The sequence below is a fragment of the Gemmata sp. SH-PL17 genome (genome assembly GCF_001610855.1).
Lineage (GTDB): Bacteria > Planctomycetota > Planctomycetia > Gemmatales > Gemmataceae > Gemmata > Gemmata massiliana.
In genome coordinates this window covers 3,420,238-3,442,807 of sequence record NZ_CP011271.1, presented here as the reverse complement: position 1 = coordinate 3,442,807, position 22,570 = coordinate 3,420,238, and the positions used below count along the sequence as shown (strand labels likewise).

The following is a 22,570-nucleotide window of genomic DNA, read 5'->3' as shown; positions in this document are numbered from 1 at the left end:
AATAGTAATGGCCTACAATCCGTTCAATATTTTCCGACGGAACCAAAAGGCGCTGTTCGCGGTGCTGACCGTCTTCATCATGATCATGTTCACGCTGTCGTTCGGCGCCAACGACTTCTTCGAGCGCGCCGCACGGTGGCTCGGGGCGCGCGGCCGGGGCGACGCCGTTTGCAAGATCGACGGCTCCAGTGTGAAGAGCACGGACCTCACACGCGTCCGCCGAGCCCGCGTGATGGCGAACACCTTCATGGCGCTGGCCGCGGAGGAAACCTCGCGGGCCGTGCAGGAATACACGAACCAGCAGCAAAGCAAGCTGAGCGAAGCCGGCCGCGCGATGATGGAAAAGGTTCGCGAAGCCGAAATGTACATGAATTTGGTCCGGGGGAACCCGCAACTCTTAGACAGCCCGTTGTTCCAGGGCAAGAGTCCGCGACAAGTGCGAAACGACGCCGAAAATCTCGTCGCGTTCACGCTCGAATCACAGTCCGCCAAGCCCGAGGACAAGGACGCGGCCCGCGCACTTCAGGCGATCATGAACCTGCAAGGGCACCGTCAAGCGATGGACGGTACCCACTACTTCACGAACGCGCCGAGCCGGACCGATCGGGACACGATCGAGTTCCTCCTGTGGGAAAAGAAGGCCGATCAGCTCGGCATCAATTTCACCCGTGAAGACGTCAAGGTGTTGTTGAACCGCGAGCTTTATAATTTCTGGACCCCGCGCTCCGATGTCGAGGTCAGTAAGCGGTTGCGCGAGCACGAAGGGTTCACCGCGGACGCTTGCCTTGACGCGCTCGCGACCGAGTTCAAGGTGCGCACGGCCCAGATCGCCGTACTGGGGCCGCAAGCCAAGACCACTTCCATCGCCGCCCCGGTCTTCAGCACGCCCTACGAAATGTTCGAGTACTACCGGGAGCAGTGCAGCCCGGCGACCTACGAGTTGATCGCGGTGCCCTCGCTGGCGTTCATCGACAAAGTTCAGGGCGAGCCGAGCAAAACCGATCTCAACGACCTGTACAAGAGCTTCCAGAACAACGAACCGAACCCGGCCAAGGAGACGTTCGGGTTCAAGGAGCCGCGCAAACTCGCAATCGGCTGGTTCGCGGTCACCGGCACGGAGCCGTACTACGAGAAGCTCGCGACCGAGCAGTTGAAGGTCGGTGAGGTGATGGCGAAGGCGTCCGGGCTGACGAGTGTGCCGCTGCCCGGTGCCGGCGGCGGGTGGGCGATGGCCGCGACCGCGCCCCTCGTACTCAAGGAACCGGCCGTCGACGCCGCGTACAGCCAGTACGAGTCCGATTTCAAGCGCCAAGTCCGCAACGAGTACACGAGCGGCGTCCTCTTCGCACGCGACCTGCTGCCGACGAGCACCGTGCGCCCGGGGACGATGGCGGCCCTGCTCGGCGGGATGGCGGGTCAATCGGCCCCGTTCGGTCACCCGGCCGTCGGCGCGTCGGTCGCAATGGGCGCCCCGATCGCCTACGAGATCCGCGACCGCATCAAGGTCGGGTTGCCGCTGTTCGGCGCGCTCCCCGGCCCGGGGTTCCTCCAGACCAGTATCGGCGCCGCCGCGAGTGCGGAACTGGCCGTTCCGAAACCGCTGTCGATCGAAACCATGCGCCCGGAACTGATGAAGGTCGCGGTCAAAGACCGGACGAAGGCGCTCGTTTACGGCGGCCGGTCCAACTTCATCGACCCGACCGCGTCGACCGAAAAGGGCGACCTGGCCCGGTTCATCGAAGAGATGGACAAGCTGTCCGAGAAGGGTAAGCCGAAAGACAAGGCCGCGATCGAGAAGTACGTGAAGGAGTTCCGCGAGGCCCGCGGGTTGACCAAGGCGGGTGTCCAGTTCGGCTCCTCGACCGCCGCGCGCGACGAGTGGTCGCTGGAAGAAGACCCCGGGCTGTTCCCGCTCGTGCAGGCCCAAAAAGAAGGCCTCCTGGGCGCCCGTGGCGCGCACGGCGGTAACAAGTACGTCCCGTTCGGGCGCACGTTCTTCTGGACCATCGACCGCAACAGCCAGAGCCAGCGGTACGTCCCGACGACCGGTGTTTACGTCGCCCGCTCGTACCCCGAGGACGTCCCCCAATCGCACGAGGACGGCCGACCGAACTACATCTACTGGGTGACCGAAGAAGTACCGGCGAAACCGACGACCTTAACCACCGCCCTGGAGACCGTGAAGGCCGCGTGGAAACAGACCAAGGCGCGCGAACTGGCCGGCCAGCGTGCCAACGCGATCGCCGACGCGATCCGCAACAGCACCAAAACCGACGCGGTTCTTGTTACGCAGATTTTGAACGAACAATTCGATGCCCTTCTGCGAGACGCCGCGGCCAGCGGCGAAAAGGCTCGCAACCGGGTAAAAATGTTCGCGATCAACGGCGTGTGCCCGCTCGCCCCGGTCGACCTGGCCAGTATGAGCCAGGCCGAGGTCACTCAAATGCTCCAGAGCGGCATCAATCCGACGGGCCGCGTCCGGTCGTTCACTCTGACCGAATCGGCAAACATCCCGTACCCGACACAGGAGATGCTGAACGGCCTGATCGACAACCGCGACAAGCCCGCCAAGACGGTCATCGTGCTCCACGACGCCCCGAAAGACACGTACTACGTCGCCACGCTCATCCGGCGCGACCTGAAGTCGCCCGACGACTTCAAGCAGGCCGCCTTCGTACCCGGTGCCCCGGCTCGCGGGGTGGTGGGGAACTACATGTTCGAGGCCTACTTCAAGTCGCGCCAGTCGGTAGTCGAATTGCTGAAGAAAGAGTTCAAGTACGCGGAAACAGAAGAACAGAAAAAGAGACTGGACGACAACGCCAAGTCCGGCGGACGCGATTAGTAACGAGCGAGTACGGTAAAAGCACAACGCCAGGGACAATCCCTGGCGTTGTGCTTTTGGCGACCGGTCGGTGTTAGCAGAATCCAAATTCTTCTTTGTTTTGGGCAGAATTAACGAACCAACCGGATTCCGAGCACAAACACCCCGCGCACCTTACGGCCGAACCAGGCCGGCCGGAACCGCGGGGTTCGTCTTGCTCTGGATCTTCGTCAGTTCGGCCTGGGCGAGGTCCGCGTGCCGCGTGTTCGGGCACAGCGCCACCACTTTCTTCAGACAGACCTCGGCTTCGGTGTCCTGGCCCTTCTTCGACCACGAGTCGGCCAGCGCCATGTACATCGCCGCGGTGCGGTCGTTCATCTGGTCGCACGCCTTCGCGAGCCGTTCCGGGTTCCCGCGGATCTCAGCGAGGAGCGAGGTCGCGTCCTTCGCCTCGGGCAACTCGGAATAGGCCGCCGCGATCTGCTCGCACTTCTGCATGCAGTCGTACAGGCGCCCGGTACGGAAATCGTCGCGGGCCACCGCGAGCATGTCCCGCGCGACCCGGAGCCGGCGCTGTTGGAGCACCTCGGGCCGATCGTTCAGCCCCGCAAGAGCCAGAGCCGCGTCCGAAGCGGCCCGCGTGCCGGCGTAGGTGCGAACCGCTTCTGCGAGCGCGTCCATTGCTTCCTGGGTCTGGCCGCGCTGTTCGAGTTGCTTCGCTTGGGCCAGTTTGCCGGCCGCGACTTTCTCGACGTCGCCCAGGATCTGTTTCGCCTTCACGCCCACGGGCTTGTCCCCGGCGTCCTTCGTGATGCCCTTCAGGAGCGTAACGGCCCGCGGGTAGTCGCTCGCGGCCAGAGCCTTCGACGCCTCGTTGAAGTCGCGCGCGGCCCAGTCCGCCGTGGCGACCGCGGTCACCGTGCGCTTCATCTGCTCGGCGAGGCGCTCGGTCTCGACGTAGCCCTCAATAAAGCAGTGGATCTTCCCGTCCGGACCGGCGAGCACAGTCGTGGGGTACAACTGCACCTTCAGCGCCTTCGCCAGTTCCGGGGTGCGTCGGGCGTCGAGCTTTAGTGGGATGTAGCCGGTGGCGAGGAGCGGCGCGAGCGCCGGGTCTTTGAGCGGCCCGGCCTCGAGCTTGCGGCAGTAGAAACAGTCCTCGGTCCCGACGACAACGAGCAGCGGCAGTCCCTTGTCTTGCGCTTCCTTGCGGGCCGTGTTGTAATCGGTTCTCCAGGTGACCTGAGCCGGGCGAGCGGGCTGCGCGGCGGCGGGGAGCGCGTGCCAGAGTGCAGCGGCAGTCACGAGCGGAAAGAGGGCGCACAGACGCGAAAAGGGACTAATCATGAAGCGAACCCCTGGTGCCAATCGACACGAACAACTTAGCGCCGAACCCCGTTCGGTACTGCCCCGTTGCGCCCCCACACCGCGGGCGCAGTCTCGAATAAAGGACCAGCGCTAAAACGGAACCGAAGCTCGTTCCCACTCCCCCACTCACGACCGAGGGTGGGCCTTCTGGTAGCTCTTCTGGAGTCGTTGCGTAGTAACGTGTGTGTAAACTTGTGTCGTCGCCAGGCTCTTGTGCCCGAGCAGTTCTTGGACCCCGCGAATGTCGGCGCCCGCGTCCAACATGTGAGTCGCGAAACTGTGTCTCAACGTGTGCGGACTGGTTCGCGGGTCGAGCCCCGCGGTCTTCAGGTGTTTTTCCAGCAACCGGCCGACGCTGCGAGTGGTCAGCCGGCCGCCCTTGTTGTTCAGGAACACCGCTTGTGTGTCTTTGCCGGTCCGATGGAGCAAGGCCGAGCGGTCCTCGAGCCACCGCGAGATCGATTTGATGGCGTCCGGCCCCAACAGTGCGAGCCGCTCTTTCTTGCCCTTGCCCCGAACCGTGATGACTCCATCGTTGAGGTCGACGCTCAAAAGGTCGAGACCAACCAGCTCGGAAACGCGAATCCCCGAAGCGTAGAGCGCCTCTAACATGGCGCGATCGCGCCGCCCCGCCCAATCGCTGTCCGGGGGCGCAACCAACAACTTTTGAATATCCGCGAGAGTCAGGAAGTGTGGGAGCTTCTTGTCCTGCCGGGGGCCGCGCAGCGCCTGCGCCGGGTTCGATTCGAGTACTCCCTGCCGGCACAGGTACTTCCCGAACGAGCGCACGGCGGCGAGGCGCCGAGCGATGGTGCTCTTCGCGTAGCCCTGTTCGTGGAGCCACGCGACGAACGAGCGCACCAAGCGCGTGGTCCAGTCCGCGGGATCGATCTGGGATTTCTTGAGGTGGTCGCGTGCGTACTGGAGCGCCTGCGAGAGATCCTCGCGGTACGACTTTACCGTCTTATCGGATGCGTTCTTTTCCAGGCCGAGGTGGGTGAGGAATTCGGCGAGCCCTGTTTCGAGCGTCAAAGCTGTGTCCCGTCCGGGCGAACACCGGCGCCGCGCGTTCCGTTGCGGCGCCTAGTGGGATTGTCCGGTCGGGGCCGCCCTGCTCCAACAACGAAACGGCTCGGGTCACTCTTCAAGCAAATCGGCCGGGTCCGGTTCGGCCTGCGGGTTGCGAACGCGCTCGGTCAGCACCGCGGCGTCGAACCAGTTCAGCGCCACCGCGGGGTCGGCCGCCTTGTCGCGAATGTCATCAATGAGCGCGGCCTTGCTGTCGTCGTCGTAGACGAAGATGAACCGCTCGGTGCCCTTGATCAGAGCGAGAACGTTAAGCTCTTGCGTCACGCGACACTCCCGGCGCGGTCGATGCCACTTACGGTGAATCGGCACGGCTGGAACACGCACTTCAACCAAAACTCGGCAAGAACTCCCGCGTCGCGCAGGCTCTCCAAAATACCGGCACAACCGGCACACTCGGGTGGCTCAAAAACTCATTGGCACAACACGAGTTTCCCGGTTCTCGGTACCTTGTCTTCAAACGAGGTCCGTGGTACAATGACCGCGGTATTACGATGTTATCCCTGCCCGCTCCGAGGGAGTGCGACTCATGAACAGCGGACAGTTCTGGCTCAAATCGGCGATCATGGGCGCGGTCGTAGCGGCGCTCCCGCTGCTCCTCGTCGGCTGCGGTAACTCGAACACGGTCAGCGACGCGACGTGGCCCGAGCACCCCGGACCGAAGGTCGTCGTGTCCTTTGCGCCGCTGTACTGCTTCGCGACCAATGTTGCGGGCGAGGACGCGGTTGTAAAGAATGTGATGACCTCCAAGGGGCCGCACGACTTCGACCCGACCGAAGCGGACGTGAAACTCGTTACCAAAGCGGACCTGTTCTTCGTTGTCGGCTTGGGTCTGGACGAACAGAAAGCCGACAAGATGAAAAAGGGTTCCGGGAACAGCAAACTCAAAGTCATCGAACTCGGCGAAAAGCTCAGCAAGGACTGCCTGGAAGAAGGGCGGTGCAACCACGACGAGCACCACGAGGGCGAACACGACCACGGTATCGACCCGCACGTGTGGCTTGGGCCAGATCACGCGATCATGCTGGTGAACATCATCCGCGACGAACTGAAGGCCGCGGACCCGGTCCACGCCGCCGGCTACGATTCCCGCGCCGCCGCCTACGTCACGAAGCTCAACGCCCTCAAGACCTACGGGTTGGACAAGCTCAAGGACAAGGAAGAGCGCCGACTCGTCACGTTCCACGACTCGCTCGCATACTTCGCGAAGGGGTACAAGATCCGAGTGAAGGAAGTGCTGACGAAAACCCCCGGTCAAGAACCGGACGCAAAGGAAATGAAGAAGCTGATCGACATTTGCACCAAGAAGGACGCACCCGTTCGACTGATCGCGACCGAGCCGCAATACTCGACGAGCACCGCGGGCGAAGCACTGCGCAAAGAGTTGGTCGCCAAGGGCGTGAAAGACGCCGAACTGGTCGAGTTCGACACGCTCGAAACGGTGCGGCCCGAAGACCTGAAGCCGGACTGGTACGAGCGCAAGATGCGGGAAAACCTCGACAAACTCGCCGAGAAGATGAAATGAGTCTGGCTCTCCCGGTCGTCGTCCGCCCCCTCGTTTCCCTCAGCGATTTGCGCGTGGAACTGGGGGGCAAGCCGATCCTGCGCGGGGTCACGGCCAACATCGCGCGCGGGTCCATTACCGCGCTGATCGGCCTGAACGGGTCCGGGAAGACCACCCTGCTCCGCGCGCTGGTGAACGAGTACCCGCACAAGGGAACGATCAAGTTCCACTGCGGGCACGACCACTCGAAGCCGTACCCGGAAGCCATCGGGTACGTGCCCCAGCGCCTCACGCTCGACGCCCGCTTACCGCTTACCGTCCGGGACTTCCTCGCACTCACGCTCTCGCGGCGCCCGCTCTTTTTTGGCATTTCCAAGAAGGTCGCGGCCAAGAGCCGGGAGATGCTGGAGCGCGTGGAAGTAGCGAACTGCCTGGACGTTCCCGTTGAGGGGCTGTCGGGCGGGCAGTTACAGCGCGTGTTGCTCGCACTGGCGCTCGAACCACAGCCCGAACTGCTGTTACTCGATGAGCCGGCGGCGGGGATCGACTTCAAGGACCAAAAGAAGTTTTACGAGTTGATCGCGACGATCAATCGCGAAACGGGAGTAACGGTTCTGCTCGTGTCGCACGATTTGAACATGGTGCAGACTTATTCCCACGAGGTGTTGTGCCTACGTAACGGCGCGATCCAGTGTCAGGGAGCACCGAACGAGATTCTCACACCAATCAACATGTCTCTGGTCTTTGGTGCGGAAATCCACATGTTCCCGCACCGGTTCGGAAGCTGATTTTTCGCCGAGGGCATTTGTGGCCGCGGGTTCGTGTCGAGTGCGAACCCGCCATCCCACTTACGCCAGGGGCGGCCAATCCTTCGCAAGTCCTTCCCGTTCAATCAGTTCCACTTGTTCCTTCGTGATGTGATACCGAGACGCGATCTCCTTCTTGGAGTCCGCGATCGTCACGGTGCGTGCGTCCTGAACATCAACCAGGGCGTGGAAAATGGACTTTCGCTGCTGTACTGTCAGTGTCTTGGCAGACATTTGGTGTCACTCCAGGTGGTAGCTAAGCAAGTACGAAGGTGCCTATATTTAGTGTACACCCGCCAAGTGACGCTCTAAGCCCAAATCCTCTCCTTTTCCGCGCTTGTTGCTCACAATTACGCTCTCATCGCGAAAGGTCCGATCATGCTGGCCCGCCGACTTTCCGCGCTCGTGGTTCTAACTGTTAGCCTCGCTGTTTCCGGTATCGAACCGCGTCGAGAGGCTCCCGACAAACCCTCACAACCCGGCGCGAGCGCGCAACTCAACCCGCCCGTGGGCTGGGTGAAAGAGCACCTCGCCGAAGTGGACAAGAAGCTCGACGGCGAGATCAAAGACCTCGTCGCGCTCTACCAGCACATCCACGCGAACCCGGAACTGTCGCTGATGGAGGTAAACACGTCCAAGCGATTAGCGGAAGAAATGAAGAAAGCAGGTTACGAGGTCACCGAGAAATTCGGCGGGAACGGTGTGGTTGCGGTGCTGAAAAACGGTCCCGGCCCAGTCGTGCTTATTCGCACTGATATGGATGGTTTGCCGATCATCGAGCAAACCGGACTGAGCTACGCGAGCAAAGTGAAGACGAAGAACCGCGACGGCAACGAGGTCGGCGTGATGCACGCTTGCGGTCACGATATCCACATGGCAACGTGGACCGGCACGGCCCGCGTGCTCGCGTCGATGAAGGCCCACTGGAGCGGAACGGTGGTGTTCGTGGCTCAGCCCGCGGAGGAAATCGTCGCGGGAGCGAAACAAATGCTCGACGCGGGGTTGTACTCCAAGTTCCCGAAGCCCGACTATGCACTCGCGCTGCATTCCGACCCGCTACAACCGGCCGGTTCACTCGGGTACAGCGAGGGGCTCGCACTGGCCAACTCCGACACGGTCGACATTCTCGTGAGGGGAAAGGGTGGGCACGGCGCGTCCCCGCACGTAACCATTGATCCGATCGTCCTTTCGGCGCGAATCATTCTCGATCTACAGACCATTGTGAGCCGCGAAACGGACCCGCTCGACCCGGTCGTAGTCACGGTCGGATCGATCCACGGTGGTACGAAACACAACATCATCCCGAACGAGGTGAAGCTCCAACTCACGGTCCGCACCACGACCAACGCGACACGCGACCGCGTGCTGAAGGCCATCGATCGCATTGCGAAGGCCGCTGCTCTCGGCGCGAACGCCCCGCCACCGGAAGTCAAAGTGAGCTTGGACGAGTTTACCCCTGCGACTTACAACGACGTGCCACTCGCCCAGAAGTGCGGCGCCCTGTTCCGCGAGATTCTGGGAGCCGAGAACGTGCGCGGGAACCGCAAGCCGGTGATGGGCGCGGAAGACTTCGGCCGCTTCTCGGAGGGCAAAACGCCGACCTTCATGTACTTCCTGGGCACGATCTCGAAAGAGAAGTTCGCCGCAGCCCAGAAGCCCGGCGCCCCCGCACTGCCGGGAATGCATACCGACGCCTACGCGCCCGTACCCGAACCGAGCATCCGCACCGGGGTGCGAACGATGAGCCTCGCTGCAATGAACCTGATGCCGAAGGGGAAATGATCGCGAAGTGTTACCGCGTGTCGCTGAAGCATTGATGTCAGCGACACGCGGTTTGCAGCGGTGTTTCAAGACAGACGCACTCGGAGAATCTTCCGCCCCAATCGCACAACTAGCCCGTCACTAACGGGCACGGTCGCTTTCACGTCGGCCGGTTTCGTGCGATCGGGTCCGTAGTTGAACGCTCCTTCGTCGATCTTGCGGCGAGCTTCTCCTTTGCTCGCCGCGAGCTTCGTTTCAGCGATCAGATCAACAGCGGGCATCGCCCCAGCGACCAAGCTGGTCGCGGGGATCGTGACTTCGGGAATGTTCTCCGGATCACCCTTCTCCTCGAACTGTTTCCGCCAGTCATCTAATACAGCGGTCGCCCCGGCGTCGCCGTGGTAGAACCGAACGATCTCCGCCCCGAGAGCCTTCTTGGCTTCGTTCGGCTTACCCATGAGCAGTTCGTTAATCCGCGCCGGCGCGAGATCCGTCAATAACTCGAACCACTCTTTCATCAGCGCGTCGGGGATGCGCATCGTCTTACCGAACATTTCCTTCGCGGGTTCGTTCAGGCCAATGTAGTTGTTCAGGCTCTTGCCCATCTTCTTCTCGCCGTCCAGCCCGCGCAGGATCGGCATCGTGAGGCAAATCTGCGGCTCCTGACCGGACGCGCGCTGGAGGTCGCGGCCGACCATCAGGTTGTAGAGCTGTTCTGTGCCGCCGAGTTCCACGTCGGCCCGGATCTCGACCGAGTCCCAGCCCTGCATGAGCGGATACAGGCACTCGTGCAGGTAGATCGCGGTGCCGGCCTTGATGCGGTTCGTGAAGTCGTCGCGCTCGATCATCCGCTGGATCGTCGTGTGCCCGAGCAGGCGCAGCACGTCCGCGAAGCCGAACTTCGAGAACCACTCCGCGTTGGGACGCACTTCGGCCTTCGTCACATCGACGACTTTCGCGATCTGCGTCAGGTAGGTCTGTGCGTTCTTCTCGATCTGATCGGGCGTCAGCCCCTGGCGGCTCGCGTCGCGCCCGCTGGGGTCACCCACGGCGGCCGTCGCGGTACCGATGATGAGCACCGCAGTATGGCCGAGTTCCTGGAACTGGCGCAGTTTCCGCAGCGGAACGGTGTGCCCCAGGTGAACGTCGAACCCGGTCGGGTCGATGCCGTACTTGACGCGGAGCGGCTTCCCCGTTTCGCGGCTCTTTTCGAGCTTCTTTTTGAGTTCGGCAGCGGTTTCGGTTTGCGCGGCGCCGCGCAAAATCACCGCGAGTTGTTCGTCAACCGGGGGGAACGCGGACATGACGGACTCCGACAAGAGGTTTCACCGCAGAGGGCACAGAGGGCGCAGAGTAAAGACATTCGAGTTTCAGTTTATCTCAATGTCTTTTCTCTGCGCCCTCCGCGCCCTCTGCGGTGAAAACGTCTTCATGTGAAAAACTGGAAGCGGCCGGTGGACTCAAAAGCATGAGGGATGTGCCGGACGGTAGGTTCGCGTGCGTGCTCCGGCCAGGCGATCACGAGCACATCGTACCGCACCGCGATCTTCCCTAACAACCGCCGGCGGGCCAGGAAACGCGACGTCGCCTCGGTGATCTTCCGCTGCTTGCGGAGGTCCACCGAGGCGGCGGTTTGGTTGATCGCGTCGTCGCGATCACTGGACGTCGAACGAACCTCGACGATCACGAGCGTTTGGCCGTCGAGCGCGAGCAGGTCGAGTTCGCCCTCGCGGTCCGAAACGTTCGCCGCGAGGAGCCTGTACCCCAGTTTGCGAACGTACTTGGCCGCGGCCCGCTCACTGCGCCGCCCGAACCACCGTTTCCACCACCGCCAACGAGAGAAACCGCCAACCGGCGGTTCCTCGTTCGCGTTTGCGGGATTGGTGCCGGGCACGGCTTACTTCTTCTTGGCGGCCTCGGCTTCTTTGCGCTCGCGCTTCTTCTTGGCGGACTTGCTCTCGCCGCCCGCGGCGGTCGCGGCGGCTGCTGCCTCTTGCGCGGCCTTCGCTGCGACTTCGGCGGCCTGCTTCAAGGAGATGTCGATCTGCGACTGGCGCTTGACGTCGTCGCGGATCTTGGTCGCCTTACCCACGCGGTCACGCAGGTAGTACAGCTTGGCCCGGCGCACCATACCGGCCTTCTTCACCACGATCTTCGCGATGCGCGGCGAATGGATCGCGAAGATGCGCTCGACGCCCTCGCCCTGCACCAACCGGCGCACGGTCATGGTTTCGCGGGCGCCACCGTGGTTGAGGGCGATCACGTCGCCCTCGAACACCTGGACTCGCTCTTTGGCGCCGTCCAGGATCTTCTGGTGAACTTCGATTCGGTCGCCGACCTGGAACTCGGGGATGTCGCTCTTAACGTTGCCGCTTTCGACTATCTGCATGAGGGGCGAGAGCATAGCCCACCTTTACCTTTCCGCGGCGCGTGTCGCGCGCGTTTGAATCAACTCGGTTTATTTTGTGCGGCACCGGCGTCCCGTCCAGTGCTCTCGCTTCCACCGGCCCGGGGGTCGGCAATACGAGGGGTACTGTCTTTGCGGCTCCGCAGTTCACTCTGCTCCCGCCGCCACTTCGCAACCGCTTGATGATTCCCGCTCAGGAGAATCTCCGGTACTTCTAGCCCGTTGAACACACGGGGCCGCGTGTACTGCGGGTACTCGATCCGCCCGTCCTCGCTGTGGGACTCGTCCGCGGCGCTCTGTTCGTGCCCCAGCACGCCGGGGATCAGCCGAATGACCGTGTCGATCAGCACCATCGCGGGGACTTCACCGCCGTTGCACACGAAGTCCCCGACGGAGATCTCCAACGGGTTCAGCATGTGCCGGATGCGGTCATCGAACCCCTCGTACCGACCGCACAGGAGCACCAGTCGCGGCTCCTGGGCGAGTTTCTCGACGGTTCGCTGCGTGAGCCGCTCGCCCGCGGGCGTGAGCATCACCACTCGACCGGGCAGATCAGCCTTTTGCTGCACCGCCTGAACGCAGTCTATCACCGGTTGGGCCATCAGAACCATACCGGGGCCGCCGCCGAAGGGCCGGTCGTCCACCCGCTGGTGCTTGTCCTGGGTCCAGTCACGCATGTTCCAGGCGTGGACCTGAACCAACCCGGCCTGGATTGCGTCTTCGAGAAGGCTCTGCCGCACGTACCCGTCGAAAATGCCGGGGAACAGTGTGAGCACGTCGAAGCGGATCGTCCGGTTCATGGCGCAATTCAGCCGGTGGGCGCGGTGGCCTCAGCAGCCTTCTTCGCGGCTTCTTCGGCGGCCTTCGCAGAGTTGGCCGCTTCGATGTCTTCCCACTTCTTCATGAAGTTCTTGAAGATCGCTTCGCAGTGTTCGGACGCCTTCGCGCCGACGCTCTTCCAGTACTTGATCCGCTCCGGAAGGAGCGTAACGCGGTCGCCCTTTTCCTTCACGTGCGGGTCGTAGGTGCCCAGTTCTTCGATCACCTTGCCGTCGCGCGGTTGACGGTGGTCGATGGCCACGATGCGGTAGTAGTGCCGGTGCGTCCGGCCCATTTGCTTCATTCGGATGCGAACAGCCACGGAAAATCCCCTCGACCCAACAATTCGCAGAAGAACTGGAATGATAGCAATGGGGGCAAGAATTGACCACGCCCAGAGACGAATTTGGCGAACCGGCCCACGTGCGTAGTGAGCCGCGACCGCACCCGTCTTTCCGGGCGAACCCCGCCCGCAAGGGCGGCGGGTAAAGTTCATGGCTCAGTTGGCTACCACAACCTATGTCAACAACTACGCTTGCATCTACAGGAGGCACCCGCCGCCCTTGCGGGCGGGGTTCGCCCGGAAAGACGGTTACCGGCGCTTCTTTTTCTTCTTGCGCTCGTCGGCACGCTCTTTGGCGCTCTTGCGGTGACCGGTATCACCCTTGAGCTTCATGTTGTCCATGCCGCCGGGCATGAACGCCCCCATCTTACCCATGCCCGTGACCATCTTCAGCCGCTGCCACAGCGACATCGACGCCATCTGCTTCATCAGCACGCGAACCTGGCCGAACTGTTTGAGGAACTGGTTCACCTCGTGCGGTTCGACACCGGCCCCCTTCGCGATGCGGCGCCGGCGCGGGGTGTCAATGATGTCGGGGTCAGCCTTCTCCTTCTTGGTCATCGAGTCGATCATGCCCTGGACGCGCTTCAGCGCGACTTCCGGGTCTTCGCCCGCGGGAATCATCTCGGACATGCCGGGCATCCGGCTAATCATGTCCTTCATGCCCATCTTGGCGATCTGCTCGAACTGCTTGCGGAAGTCGTCGAGCGTGAAGTTACCCTTCTGAATCGCTTCCTGTTGCCGCTGGAGTTCCTCCTGCGACATTTCCTGCTGGATGCTCGCGATTTTCTCGACGATCCCCATCATGTCGCCCTGGCCGAGGATGCGCCCGGCCATGCGTTCGGGGACGAAATCTTCGAGCTTATCGACCTTCTCGCCCATACCGACGAACTTGATCGGTACGCCGGTGACCCCCTTGATCGAGAGGGCCGCCCCACCGCGTGCGTCGCCGTCGAGCTTGGTCAGGATGCAGGCATTCAGTTCGAGGGCGTCGTTAAACGCCTTCGCGACGTTCGCGGCCTCCTGACCGATCATCGCGTCCACGACGAGGTAGCACTCGTCCGGCTTCACCAACTTGTCGATGCGCTGAAGTTCGGCCATCAGGTCGGCGTCGATCTGGAGCCGGCCCGCAGTATCCAGGATCACGATGTCGCAGAGCGTGCGCTTGGCCTGTGCGACCGCGTTGCGGCACACGTCGACGGGGTTCGTGGCTTCGCTGTAAACCGGTACGCCGATCTGCTCGCCGAGCGTTTTCAACTGCTCGACCGCACCGGGGCGCTGCAAGTCGGCCGCCGCGAGCATCGGCTTGCGGTTCTGGCCTTTTAGCGTCAGTGCGAGCTTCGCCGCGGTGGTCGTCTTACCGGACCCCTGAAGACCGCAGAGCATCAGCACGACGGGCCGGTCCGAGCGCTGCGGGATCTTGTGATCCACCGGCCCCATGAGGGCCACAAGCTCTTCGTAAACGTTCTTGACGATCTGCTCGGACGGGTCCACCTTCGCGAGCACGTCCTGGCCGAGCGACTTGGCCTCGACGCGGGCGATGAAGTCGCTGGCCACGTTGAAGTTAACGTCGGCTTCGAGGAACGCCCGGCGCACCTCGCGCAACCCGTCTTTGACGTTCTCAGCGGTCAAGCGCCCGCGCCCCTTGAGCTTCTTGAGCGCCTCGCCGAGCGACTTCGTGATGCCTTCAAACATGCGCTACCGCCTGAACCGGGAAACGAAGCGTGCCGACGCGAAACCGACAGATTACTTTAAGATAATGCCGAGTCGGGTTCAACGGGACCGAAAGCCGAGCCGTTCTCGCCGGGTATGGTCTCAAGAGCGGTCACGGATTAACGCGGATAAATACAGATCAGGACAGAGGGCCGAAGAATTTTGACAGGATCAACAGAATTTACGGGATTGAAGATGCGGTTTTCTCTTGATCCTGTTCGTCCTGTCGATCCTGTCAAAATTCTTCGGCCTTCGAGTCCGCGCTGTCCACAACCGTTCTTTACTGCGACATCCACAGGAGGCGTCATGCGATTGTTCTGGAGCCTGGTCGTAACTGTCGCGAGCGCGGGCGCTACCAAGGCCGAAGACTGGCCGCAGTGGTTGGGTACGAAGCGGGACGGCGTGTGGCGCGAAACCGACCTGGTCGAGAAGTTCCCACAAAGCGGGCCGAAGCAGGTCTGGAAGACGGAAGTCGGCGTGGGTTACGCCGGCCCCGCGGTCGCGAACGGCAGGGTGTTCCTCCTCGATCTCGTGCCGGCCGCCGACGCCAAATTACCGGAGAGCGGGTTCGCCAAGGGAAAGGTGTCCGGCAAGGAGCGCGTGCAGTGCCTCGACGCGGCCACCGGCAAGAGGGTGTGGGCGGTCGACTACCCGGCCGAGTACACGATCAGTTACGCCGCCGGCCCGCGCTGCACGCCCACAGTAGACGGCGATCTGGTTTACACGCTCGGCGCGATGGGCGATCTGAAGGCGCTCAGCGCCGCAGACGGCAAAGTCGTCTGGTCGAAGAACTTCATGAAGGACTACAACGCCTCACTGCCCGTGTGGGGTTTCTCGTCGCACCCGCTCGTCGATGGCGACAAACTCATTTGTCTGGCAGGCGGGTCGGACGACCGGCTCGTGATCGCGTTCGACAAAAAGACCGGTAAGGAATTGTGGGCGTCGCAGAGCTGCCAGGGCGACTTCGGCTACAGCCCGCCGATGATCTACGAGTTCGGCGGGAAGCGCCAGCTCATCATCTGGCACACGCGAGCCGTCCTCGGACTGGAGCCCGAAACCGGCAAGCGCCTGTGGCGCGTCGACTTCGACGTGCGCTACGCCCTCACCGCGCCGACGCCCCGGAAGGTCGGGGACGACAAGCTGTTCATCACTTCGTTTTACAACGGCTCGATGCTGTTGAAAGTGGGCGCAGATAAGGCCGACATCGTGTGGAAGAGCAAGGCGAAGGGCGAGACACCGGATCTCACCACCGACCTGAGTTCGATCATGGCGACGCCCGTTATCGTCGGCGATAACATTTACGGCGTGTGCAGCTACGGGCAGTTGCGGTGTATCGAGACGAACACCGGCAAGCGCGTGTGGGAGTCCATGCTCGCGACCCGCGGGAAGCGCACCCCCGAGAAGATCGCCGCGGCCCCCGAGCCGGACGGCAAGGAGCGCTGGAGCCTCGCGTTCCTGATCCCACAGGGCGACCGCTACTTCCTCTTCAACGAGCAGGGCGACCTCATCATCGCGAAGCTAACGCCGAAGGGGTACGAGGAGATCGACCGCGCGCACATCATCGAGCCGACGAACTCGATGGCCGGCAACGGGCGCCTCGTGGTGTGGATGCACCCCGCGTTCGCCAACAAGTGCGTGTTCGCGCGCAACGACAAGGAACTTATCTGCGTGAGCCTGGCGAAGTAACTGCTCCGCAACACGAACCGATTCAGTCGGAAGTGGATGTAAAAGACCGGAGCGGACGGAATCGGGCATCTTGCCCGATTCCGTCCGCTCCGAACGTTCAGATGACCCTATCGGGATTTGAACCCGAGTTTTGGCCTTGAGAGGGCCACGTCCTAGGCCACTAGACGATAGGGCCGCATTCTAATGTTTTTCTAGGCGGTTGAACGGTCAATGTCAAGGTATCGGCGCCTTCGCGTCGGTACAGTTGCGCCTGGGATCGCGGCCCCGTCCACACAACTACCTGAGCGGGCCGCCGGCGGCCCGCTCAGAACTCGATTAACCCCACGTCACCATGCCCGGCTCGAACAGGTGCGGCAGGTTCGCGTTCTTCGGCAGCACGCGGACCCCGAACCCGAACTGGCCACTCGCGCGACACGGAACTTCGCCCGCGAACAGCACGCTCGCTCCGCCCCCAGAGCCGTTCGACTCCAGCGGGAGCGACTTCGGGTCAGCGATGTCGCCTAGCGCGTCGAGCACGCCATAGCACAGTTGAACCTCGACGTCGTCGGGACGCAGGGTACCGAGGTTGACTCGCACCTTTACCGGGAATGTCGCGCCCACGCGGAGCGCCTCGCCCGTCGGGGCGTCCACGGCCTCGATTCGCACCTGACCCCATTCGCTCCCCACGCGCCGGCGCCACGCGGCCAGTTCCTTCGCGCCCTGGAGGTGATTCGCGCTCAGTTTCGCCGCGCGCCGGTGGCTCGGCACGTAGCACCGCTCGGTGTACTGCTCCACCATCCGGTTCGTGTTGAACACCGGCACGAGGCTCATGATCGAGCGCTTCATGCGCCGGATCCACTCGCGCGGGAGCCCGCCCGCGTCGCGCTTGTAGAACGTCGGCGCGATGTCCTGCTCGATGAGATCGAGCAGCGCGCGGCTCTCGACCTCGTCCTGGTACGCGAGGTCGGTGTACTCCTCGCCCGCGCCGATCGCCCAGCCGTTGTCGCCGTCGTACCCCTCGACCCACCAGCCGTCGAGGATGCTCAGGTTCAGCCCGCCGTTGCCGCAAATCTTCATGCCGCTCGTGCCCGACGCTTCGAGCGGGCGGCGCGGGTTGTTGAGCCACACGTCCACGCCCTGCACGAGGTACCGCGCGACGCTCATGTCGTAGTCCTCGATGAACACGACGCGCTTGCGGAACTCGGGCTTGCGCGACTGCTGCACGACGCGCTGGATCAGCTCTTTACCGCCGCGGTCCTGCGGGTGGGCCTTGCCCGCGAAGATGAACTGCACCGGGCGGTCCTTGCTGTTTACCAGGGCCGCGATGCGCTCCGCGTTGCGGAAAATGAGGTCGCCGCGCTTGTAGGTGGCGAACCGGCGCGCGAACCCGATCGTCAGCGCGTCCGGATCGAGTACCTCGTCGGCCCCCTCCACTTCCGAGGGCGGCGATCCACGGCGCTTGAGCTGCGCACGCAATCGCGCCCGGGCCAGCGCGACGAGCCGCTCGCGCCCGCGCTCGTGCGTGCGCCACAATTCGCCGTCCGGGATGTGCTCCACTCGCTTCCAAATGGCGAAGTCGGTCGGGCGCTCCTCCCACTGGATGCCGAGGTAGCGATCGTAGAGCTGTGCGAACTCCGGCGCGAGCCAGCTCTGCGTGTGGACGCCGTTGGTGATGCTGGTGATCGGCACCTCGCCGGCGGGCAGTTCGGGCCACAGTTCCTTCCACATCCGGCGCGACACGCTGCCGTGCAGTTTGCTCACACCGTTGGACACGTTGGCCACTTTGAGCGCCAGGACCGTCATCCCGAACGGTTCCTGCTCGTTGCCGGGGTGCTGGCGCCCCAGCGCGACGAGCGCGTTCCGGTCGAGCCCCATCTTCGCCGCGTACTCACCGAGGTACTGTTCCGCCATGTGGATGGGGAACGAGTCGTTGCCCGCGGGCACCGGGGTGTGCGTGGTGAAGCACGTCCCGGCTTTGACGGCCTCGTAAGCGGTCGCGAAGTCCAGCCCCTCTTCTTCGATCAGGAGCCGGATGCGCTCCAGCCCGGTGAACGCGGCGTGCCCCTCGTTCATGTGGCACACGGTGGGCATCTTGTTCATCGCCCGCAGCGCGCGGATGCCGCCGATCCCGAGGATAATTTCTTGCTGGATGCGCGTGTGCTGGTCGCCGCCGTAGAGCTGCGCCGTGATCGCCCGATCTTCGGGCTTGTTCTGCGGGATGTTCGCGTCGAGCAGATACAGCGGCACCCGACCGACCTGGATGTGCCACACGCGCAGCGCCACCTCGCGCCCCGGGAGCGGTACCGTGACCGTGAGCGGCGCGCCGGTGGAGTCGAGTTCCGGTGTGAGCGGCAGGGTAAAGAAGTCGTTCTCCGGGTACCGCTCCTGCTGCCAGCCGTCCACGTTGAGGTACTGGCGGAAGTACCCCTCGCGGTACATCAGCGTGATGCCGGTAAGAGGCAGCCCGAGGTCGCTGGCACTCTTGAGGTGGTCGCCGGCCAGCACCCCCAGGCCGCCCGAGTACACCGGCACGCTCTCGTGAATACCGAACTCGGCCGAGAAATACGCGATTCGGGCCTTGTCCCCGGCGTGGTGCTCCTGGTACCACGTCGGAGCTTTCAGGTAATGGTCCAGTGCCCGCGCCACGCGGTCCATGTGGGCCAGGAACCCGTCGTCGTGCTCGAGCTCCTCGAAGCGGCTCTGGTCGGTCGCACCGAGCAGGCGGATCGGGCTATGGTCGAGCGCCTCGAACAGGTCCGGGTTCACGCGCCGGAACAGCGCGACCGCGTCCGCGTTCCAACACCACCAGAGGTTGTACGCGAGTGCCTGGAGCGGACGGAGGCGGTCGGGAAGGCGGGGCAGAACCGTGAACGAGCGGATAGAGCGGCCGGCCATGCAGACGTCCTCGTGCCGTGAGTTAGGTGGCGCGAAGGGTGGCGCAAGAAAGAGAGGGGGAACCACCCGCGGAAGTAATTTAGACAAATTGCGGCGAGTTTCAATTCGGTGCGGGGAACGATGTTGGGTCGGAACCGCTTTCGCCGGAGTCGCTGCCGTGGGGGGGGCACCCGGCATCGAGATACCCTTGCAGGATCATCTGCGCCGCGACCCGATCGACCTTCGCTTTGCGCTTCTTTTGAGTCAGCTTCGCTTCGCGCAATACGTCTTCTGCGGCCGACGACGTGAACCGCTCGTCCCACATCACGAACGGCAGTTTCGCGAGGTCCGCGAGCCACTGAGCGAACGCCCGCGCCTCGCGCGACATCGGGCTCTCCTCGCCGCTCGCGTGGAGCGGCAGCCCGACCACGATGCCCACGAACTTCGAGCGCGCGACGAGGTCGGTGAAGAACGCCTGTTTCCCCGCATCGTTCGCCTGCGTGCCCACCGGCGACGCGATCACGCGGTCCGGGTCACAGACAGCGATCCCGATGCGCTTGGTGCCGTAGTCGATTCCGAGGAGGGCACCGCGAGAACCTACCCCCCCGGCCCCCCTCCCTGAAGGGAAGGGGGAACTGGCGCGCGATTCCACTGAGTTTGAGCCAACAACTTCTTTGGCTACTGGTTCTTTCTCCCCCTTCCCTTCAGGGAGGGGGGCCGGGGGGGTAGGTTGTGCCTCGAACCCCTCCCCAACCCCTCCCCCAAGGGGAGAGGGGCTTAAAACCGGTGCCTGCAGCGCGCCGGCTTCTGTTTTTGGTTCTGTTCCCCCTTCCTTCTTAGGGAAGGGGGTTAGGGGGTTAGGTTCTACCGCACTCACGTGTACTCCCCGCGCCCGGTCTTCTTCAGTGCGTCCACGATTTCCTTCACCTTGTCCTCGTGCTTGCGGTCGGCGACGAGGATCGCGTTGCCGTTTTGGATAATCAGCAGGTTACTTACGCCGTAAGTAGCGATGAGCTGGCCCGGGTCGCCGACGATCACGCACTTGCTCGTTTCGATGCCGCAATGAAGCGCCTGAACGGTGTTGTGGTCGGCGTCCTGCGGATTCCGGCGCTCGAGCGCGAGCCAGCTCCCCACGTCGTCCCAGGTGTACGGAGCGCCCAGCACGAGCACGTTGCCGTCGGCCGCAGCCCCCTGCATCACGGCGTAATCGATGCTCTTCTTTTCGGCCTCGTGGTACGACGTGTGGAGTGCTTCGGGCCAAGAGGATGTGCCCCACGAGGCCGCGATTCGAGTCACGACCTCGTGAATCGAGGGCTTCCGAACGCGCAACTCGTTCAGAATGGTGGCCGGCTTCCACACGAAGATGCCGCTGTTCCAGTCGTAGGCACCGCTAGCGACGAACTCCTCGGCTTGCGGGAACTGCGGCTTCTCCTTGAACTCGGCGACACGGAACGCCGAAACGCCCTGGCGCGTGCCGGCCGGTTCGCCGCGCTTGATGTACCCGTACCCGGTCGAGGGGAACGTCGGGCGAATGCCGAACGTCACGAGCTTGTCCGGCGCGTCCGCGATGAACTGCTCGGCCGCGTGGAGCGCGCGCTGGAACTCGCGCTCCGGCTCGATGACGTGGTCCGCGGGCATCACCGCGATGGTCGCGTCCGGGTCGGCCTTGTGAATGATGGCCGCGCCGAGCCCCACGCACGGGGCCGTGTCGCGCCCCTCCGGCTCCCCGATGATGTGGTCGTGAGCCAGTTCGGGCAACTGGACCGCAGTCTCCGCGGCGTATTGTTCGCCCGTGATGACCCAGGTCTGCTCCGGCGGGATCTGCGCCGAGACGCGATCAACCGTGCTCTGGAGGAGCGTGCGGTCCCCGCTGAACGTGAGGAACTGTTTGGGCCGTTTTGTTCGGCTGCGGGGCCAGAACCGCGTTCCGCCGCCGCCGGCCATTATCATCGCGTGAAGCATGAGGAGATCCGTTCCGTGGGGCGCAAAGGAGTTCCGCGCCCGGTCTCATTACTTAAATACTGTCGGTTCGACAATCTTGACGGGTTCACTGCCGCGGAGTTTTTCGGCGAGTTGTTCCGCGTCGAGTGCGAACAGAGGGGACACTTCGACCGCGTGGCCGTGTGTGTCGATCCCGGCGCGCCGGAGCCAGTCCGCGTGCAGTGCGATTTGTGCGGTCCGTGCGGTTTCGGGTGAGTCCGCCCCGCTCGCGTTCTTGATCGGCGCGAATTCCTCGGCCCGCAGCGTTTCGACCGCGAGCCACCGGTCCGCGTGCGGCAGTGCGTCGAAGATAAAGCGCTCGAACTTCACCGCGTTCGGCTCCTTCGGCGCGGGGACGGTCTGGCCGGTTTGCGGGTCGAAGTGCGCAACCGCCTTGAGCGCGGCTCGGTACGGCAACGATCCGGCCGCCGTGCGCGTGACGCGCCCAAGGAACGCTACGCTGAACAGGTGGATCGCCGGGCTACCCGCGCGGAACCGGAGTTCGCCGGTCGGCTCACGCTCTTCCGCGAGGGGCTTGGGCAGCAGCATGTACTCGATGATCGAGCAGCGCCCGTTCGCGGACACCAGCACGCCGACTTTCTCCTCCGGCGCGGTCTTCACCACGACCTTCGACGACGCCTCGGAGTTCGCCGCGATGTGGCGCCCGATGAACCCGGGATCGAGCACCTTCACCAGCGGGTTATCGACCTGGAAGTACGAAACGTGCTTCACCGCGCGCGCGACGAGCGCCCGGAGCGTACCGCTATCGGCCAGCGCGGTGAGCGTGCCGCCGTGCCCGTTCGGGCTGAGGAAAAGCTTGCCCGGGGCCTCGAAAAGAAGTTTCCCCGTGCGCGGGCACACCGCGGGCATCGTGCCCTGCTGGAAGAACGTAACCTGTTCGGGCGCGAGTCCGAAGTTATTGTGCTCGGCGAAAAACGCCCGCGTGGGGGCGTCAGTCGCGGGGCTGGTCATAATGAGGAGCGGGACCGCGTGCCCGTACCGGCGGCCCGTGGCCAGCACCTTCTCCGCGTGGATCTGAAAGAGCGGCGCGCCCGAAATTGCCCCGGCCGGGAACATGCCCTTCGGCTGGAGCGCCCCGAGTCGGCTCCCCTGTCCGCCGGCAACGAGTAGCGCCGCAACCTGGCCGCGTCGGAGCGCATCCGCCCCGCGCGATTGCTCTTCCGCAGTGAACGCAGCAGGGGTGATCGAAACCGGCTCGAACTGCGCGGGGAGTGATTCGGTCGCGTTGGCCCGTTCGCGCAGGGTAGCTAATTCCGCGAGATCGAGGGCCTCGAGCTGCTGAATCAGGGTCGCGCGTACCTCTGGAGCGAGTGAATCCCAGCCGAGCAGTGCGTGTTCCTGCCCGTGGGTTCGCAGCCGGGCGGCGAGTTCGGCGGGGGGAGAAGTCATCGTGCCTCTTTGT

Annotated in this window: 18 protein-coding genes, 1 tRNA gene and 1 pseudogene; 5 read left to right on the top strand and 15 right to left on the bottom strand. The window is 63.6% G+C overall.

Translation table 11 applies throughout. The features are described 5' to 3' along the window. Positions 1-7: 7 nt before the first annotated feature. Positions 8-2,842 (top strand): hypothetical protein, encoded by a 2,835-nt coding sequence (locus VT84_RS14420; protein WP_082840043.1) that lies wholly within the window; start codon positions 8-10, stop codon positions 2,840-2,842. Positions 2,843-2,995: 153 nt separating this feature from the next. Here VT84_RS14420 and VT84_RS14415 read toward each other — a convergent pair whose 3' ends face one another. From VT84_RS14415 to VT84_RS14405, 3 genes are all read right to left on the bottom strand, one after another. Further along, positions 2,996-4,168, bottom strand: coding sequence for a thioredoxin family protein (locus VT84_RS14415; protein ID WP_082840042.1), 1,173 nt, complete (start codon positions 4,166-4,168; stop codon positions 2,996-2,998). A gap of 147 nt (positions 4,169-4,315) precedes the next feature. Beyond that, positions 4,316-5,221 carry a tyrosine recombinase XerC gene (gene xerC / locus VT84_RS14410; protein WP_082840041.1) on the bottom strand — a complete coding sequence of 302 codons (906 nt, stop codon included), beginning with the start codon at positions 5,219-5,221 and terminating at the stop codon, positions 4,316-4,318. A 105-nt stretch (positions 5,222-5,326) separates the two neighbouring features. Further along, a complete protein-coding gene (locus VT84_RS14405; RefSeq protein WP_082840040.1) occupies positions 5,327-5,542 on the bottom strand; it encodes a hypothetical protein in 216 nt (71 codons plus the stop codon). A gap of 262 nt (positions 5,543-5,804) precedes the next feature. Here VT84_RS14405 and VT84_RS14400 point away from each other — a divergent pair, with 262 nt between their 5' ends. Further along, entirely contained in the window at positions 5,805-6,800 is a 996-nt protein-coding gene (locus VT84_RS14400; RefSeq protein WP_082840039.1) for a metal ABC transporter substrate-binding protein, read from the top strand. After that, entirely contained in the window at positions 6,797-7,567 is a 771-nt protein-coding gene (locus tag VT84_RS14395; RefSeq protein WP_052557906.1) for a metal ABC transporter ATP-binding protein, read from the top strand. Before VT84_RS14400 ends, VT84_RS14395 begins: the two co-directional genes overlap by 4 nt. A gap of 60 nt (positions 7,568-7,627) precedes the next feature. Here the strand turns inward: VT84_RS14395 and VT84_RS14390 are convergent, their stop codons facing one another. After that, positions 7,628-7,819 (bottom strand): hypothetical protein, encoded by a 192-nt coding sequence (locus VT84_RS14390; RefSeq protein ID WP_052557907.1) that lies wholly within the window; start codon positions 7,817-7,819, stop codon positions 7,628-7,630. A 144-nt stretch (positions 7,820-7,963) separates the two neighbouring features. Between VT84_RS14390 and VT84_RS14385 the strand changes: the two genes are divergently transcribed. Beyond that, positions 7,964-9,367 carry an amidohydrolase gene (locus VT84_RS14385; protein WP_082840038.1) on the top strand — a complete coding sequence of 468 codons (1,404 nt, stop codon included), beginning with the start codon at positions 7,964-7,966 and terminating at the stop codon, positions 9,365-9,367. A gap of 65 nt (positions 9,368-9,432) precedes the next feature. Here the strand turns inward: VT84_RS14385 and tyrS are convergent, their stop codons facing one another. The 6 genes and pseudogenes from tyrS to ffh all read right to left on the bottom strand — a co-directional run bounded on the left by tyrS (position 9,433) and on the right by ffh (position 14,610). Beyond that, positions 9,433-10,650 carry a tyrosine--tRNA ligase gene (gene tyrS / locus VT84_RS14380; protein WP_082840037.1) on the bottom strand — a complete coding sequence of 406 codons (1,218 nt, stop codon included), beginning with the start codon at positions 10,648-10,650 and terminating at the stop codon, positions 9,433-9,435. 125 nt (positions 10,651-10,775) lie between these two features. After that, entirely contained in the window at positions 10,776-11,240 is a 465-nt protein-coding gene (locus tag VT84_RS14375) for a YraN family protein (protein ID WP_052557914.1), read from the bottom strand. A 171-nt stretch (positions 11,241-11,411) separates the two neighbouring features. Then, positions 11,412-11,750: pseudogene (gene rplS, locus VT84_RS14370) on the bottom strand (50S ribosomal protein L19); the annotation flags it as partial. A gap of 44 nt (positions 11,751-11,794) precedes the next feature. Beyond that, positions 11,795-12,541, bottom strand: a complete 747-nt coding sequence (trmD, locus tag VT84_RS14365) for a tRNA (guanosine(37)-N1)-methyltransferase TrmD (RefSeq protein WP_410000395.1) — start codon at positions 12,539-12,541, stop codon at positions 11,795-11,797. Between the two features lie 20 nt (positions 12,542-12,561). Continuing rightward, positions 12,562-12,894, bottom strand: coding sequence for a 30S ribosomal protein S16 (gene rpsP, locus VT84_RS14360; protein WP_232069658.1), 333 nt, complete (start codon positions 12,892-12,894; stop codon positions 12,562-12,564). 270 nt (positions 12,895-13,164) lie between these two features. Beyond that, positions 13,165-14,610 carry a signal recognition particle protein gene (gene ffh, locus VT84_RS14355; RefSeq protein WP_082840034.1) on the bottom strand — a complete coding sequence of 482 codons (1,446 nt, stop codon included), beginning with the start codon at positions 14,608-14,610 and terminating at the stop codon, positions 13,165-13,167. A 324-nt stretch (positions 14,611-14,934) separates the two neighbouring features. On the opposite strand from ffh, the gene VT84_RS14350 reads away from it, so the two are divergent. Beyond that, positions 14,935-16,314: a PQQ-binding-like beta-propeller repeat protein gene (locus tag VT84_RS14350; protein WP_052557925.1), complete on the top strand. Its 1,380-nt coding sequence runs from the start codon at positions 14,935-14,937 to the stop codon at positions 16,312-16,314. A 102-nt stretch (positions 16,315-16,416) separates the two neighbouring features. Here the strand turns inward: VT84_RS14350 and VT84_RS14345 are convergent. From VT84_RS14345 to VT84_RS14325, 5 genes are all read right to left on the bottom strand, one after another. Beyond that, positions 16,417-16,489 (bottom strand) — tRNA-Glu (locus VT84_RS14345). A 140-nt stretch (positions 16,490-16,629) separates the two neighbouring features. Further along, complete coding sequence (glgP, locus tag VT84_RS14340) at positions 16,630-19,188, bottom strand: alpha-glucan family phosphorylase (RefSeq protein ID WP_082840033.1); 2,559 nt, start codon at positions 19,186-19,188, stop codon at positions 16,630-16,632. 100 nt (positions 19,189-19,288) lie between these two features. Beyond that, complete coding sequence (gene ruvX / locus VT84_RS14335; RefSeq protein ID WP_082840032.1) at positions 19,289-20,044, bottom strand: Holliday junction resolvase RuvX; 756 nt, start codon at positions 20,042-20,044, stop codon at positions 19,289-19,291. Continuing rightward, positions 20,041-21,129, bottom strand: coding sequence for a mannose-1-phosphate guanylyltransferase (locus VT84_RS14330; RefSeq protein ID WP_082840031.1), 1,089 nt, complete (start codon positions 21,127-21,129; stop codon positions 20,041-20,043). The genes ruvX and VT84_RS14330 overlap by 4 nt, the downstream gene beginning before the upstream one ends. A 48-nt stretch (positions 21,130-21,177) precedes the next feature. Beyond that, positions 21,178-22,557 (bottom strand): UTP--glucose-1-phosphate uridylyltransferase, encoded by a 1,380-nt coding sequence (locus VT84_RS14325; protein WP_052557934.1) that lies wholly within the window; start codon positions 22,555-22,557, stop codon positions 21,178-21,180. Positions 22,558-22,570 lie beyond the last annotated feature (13 nt).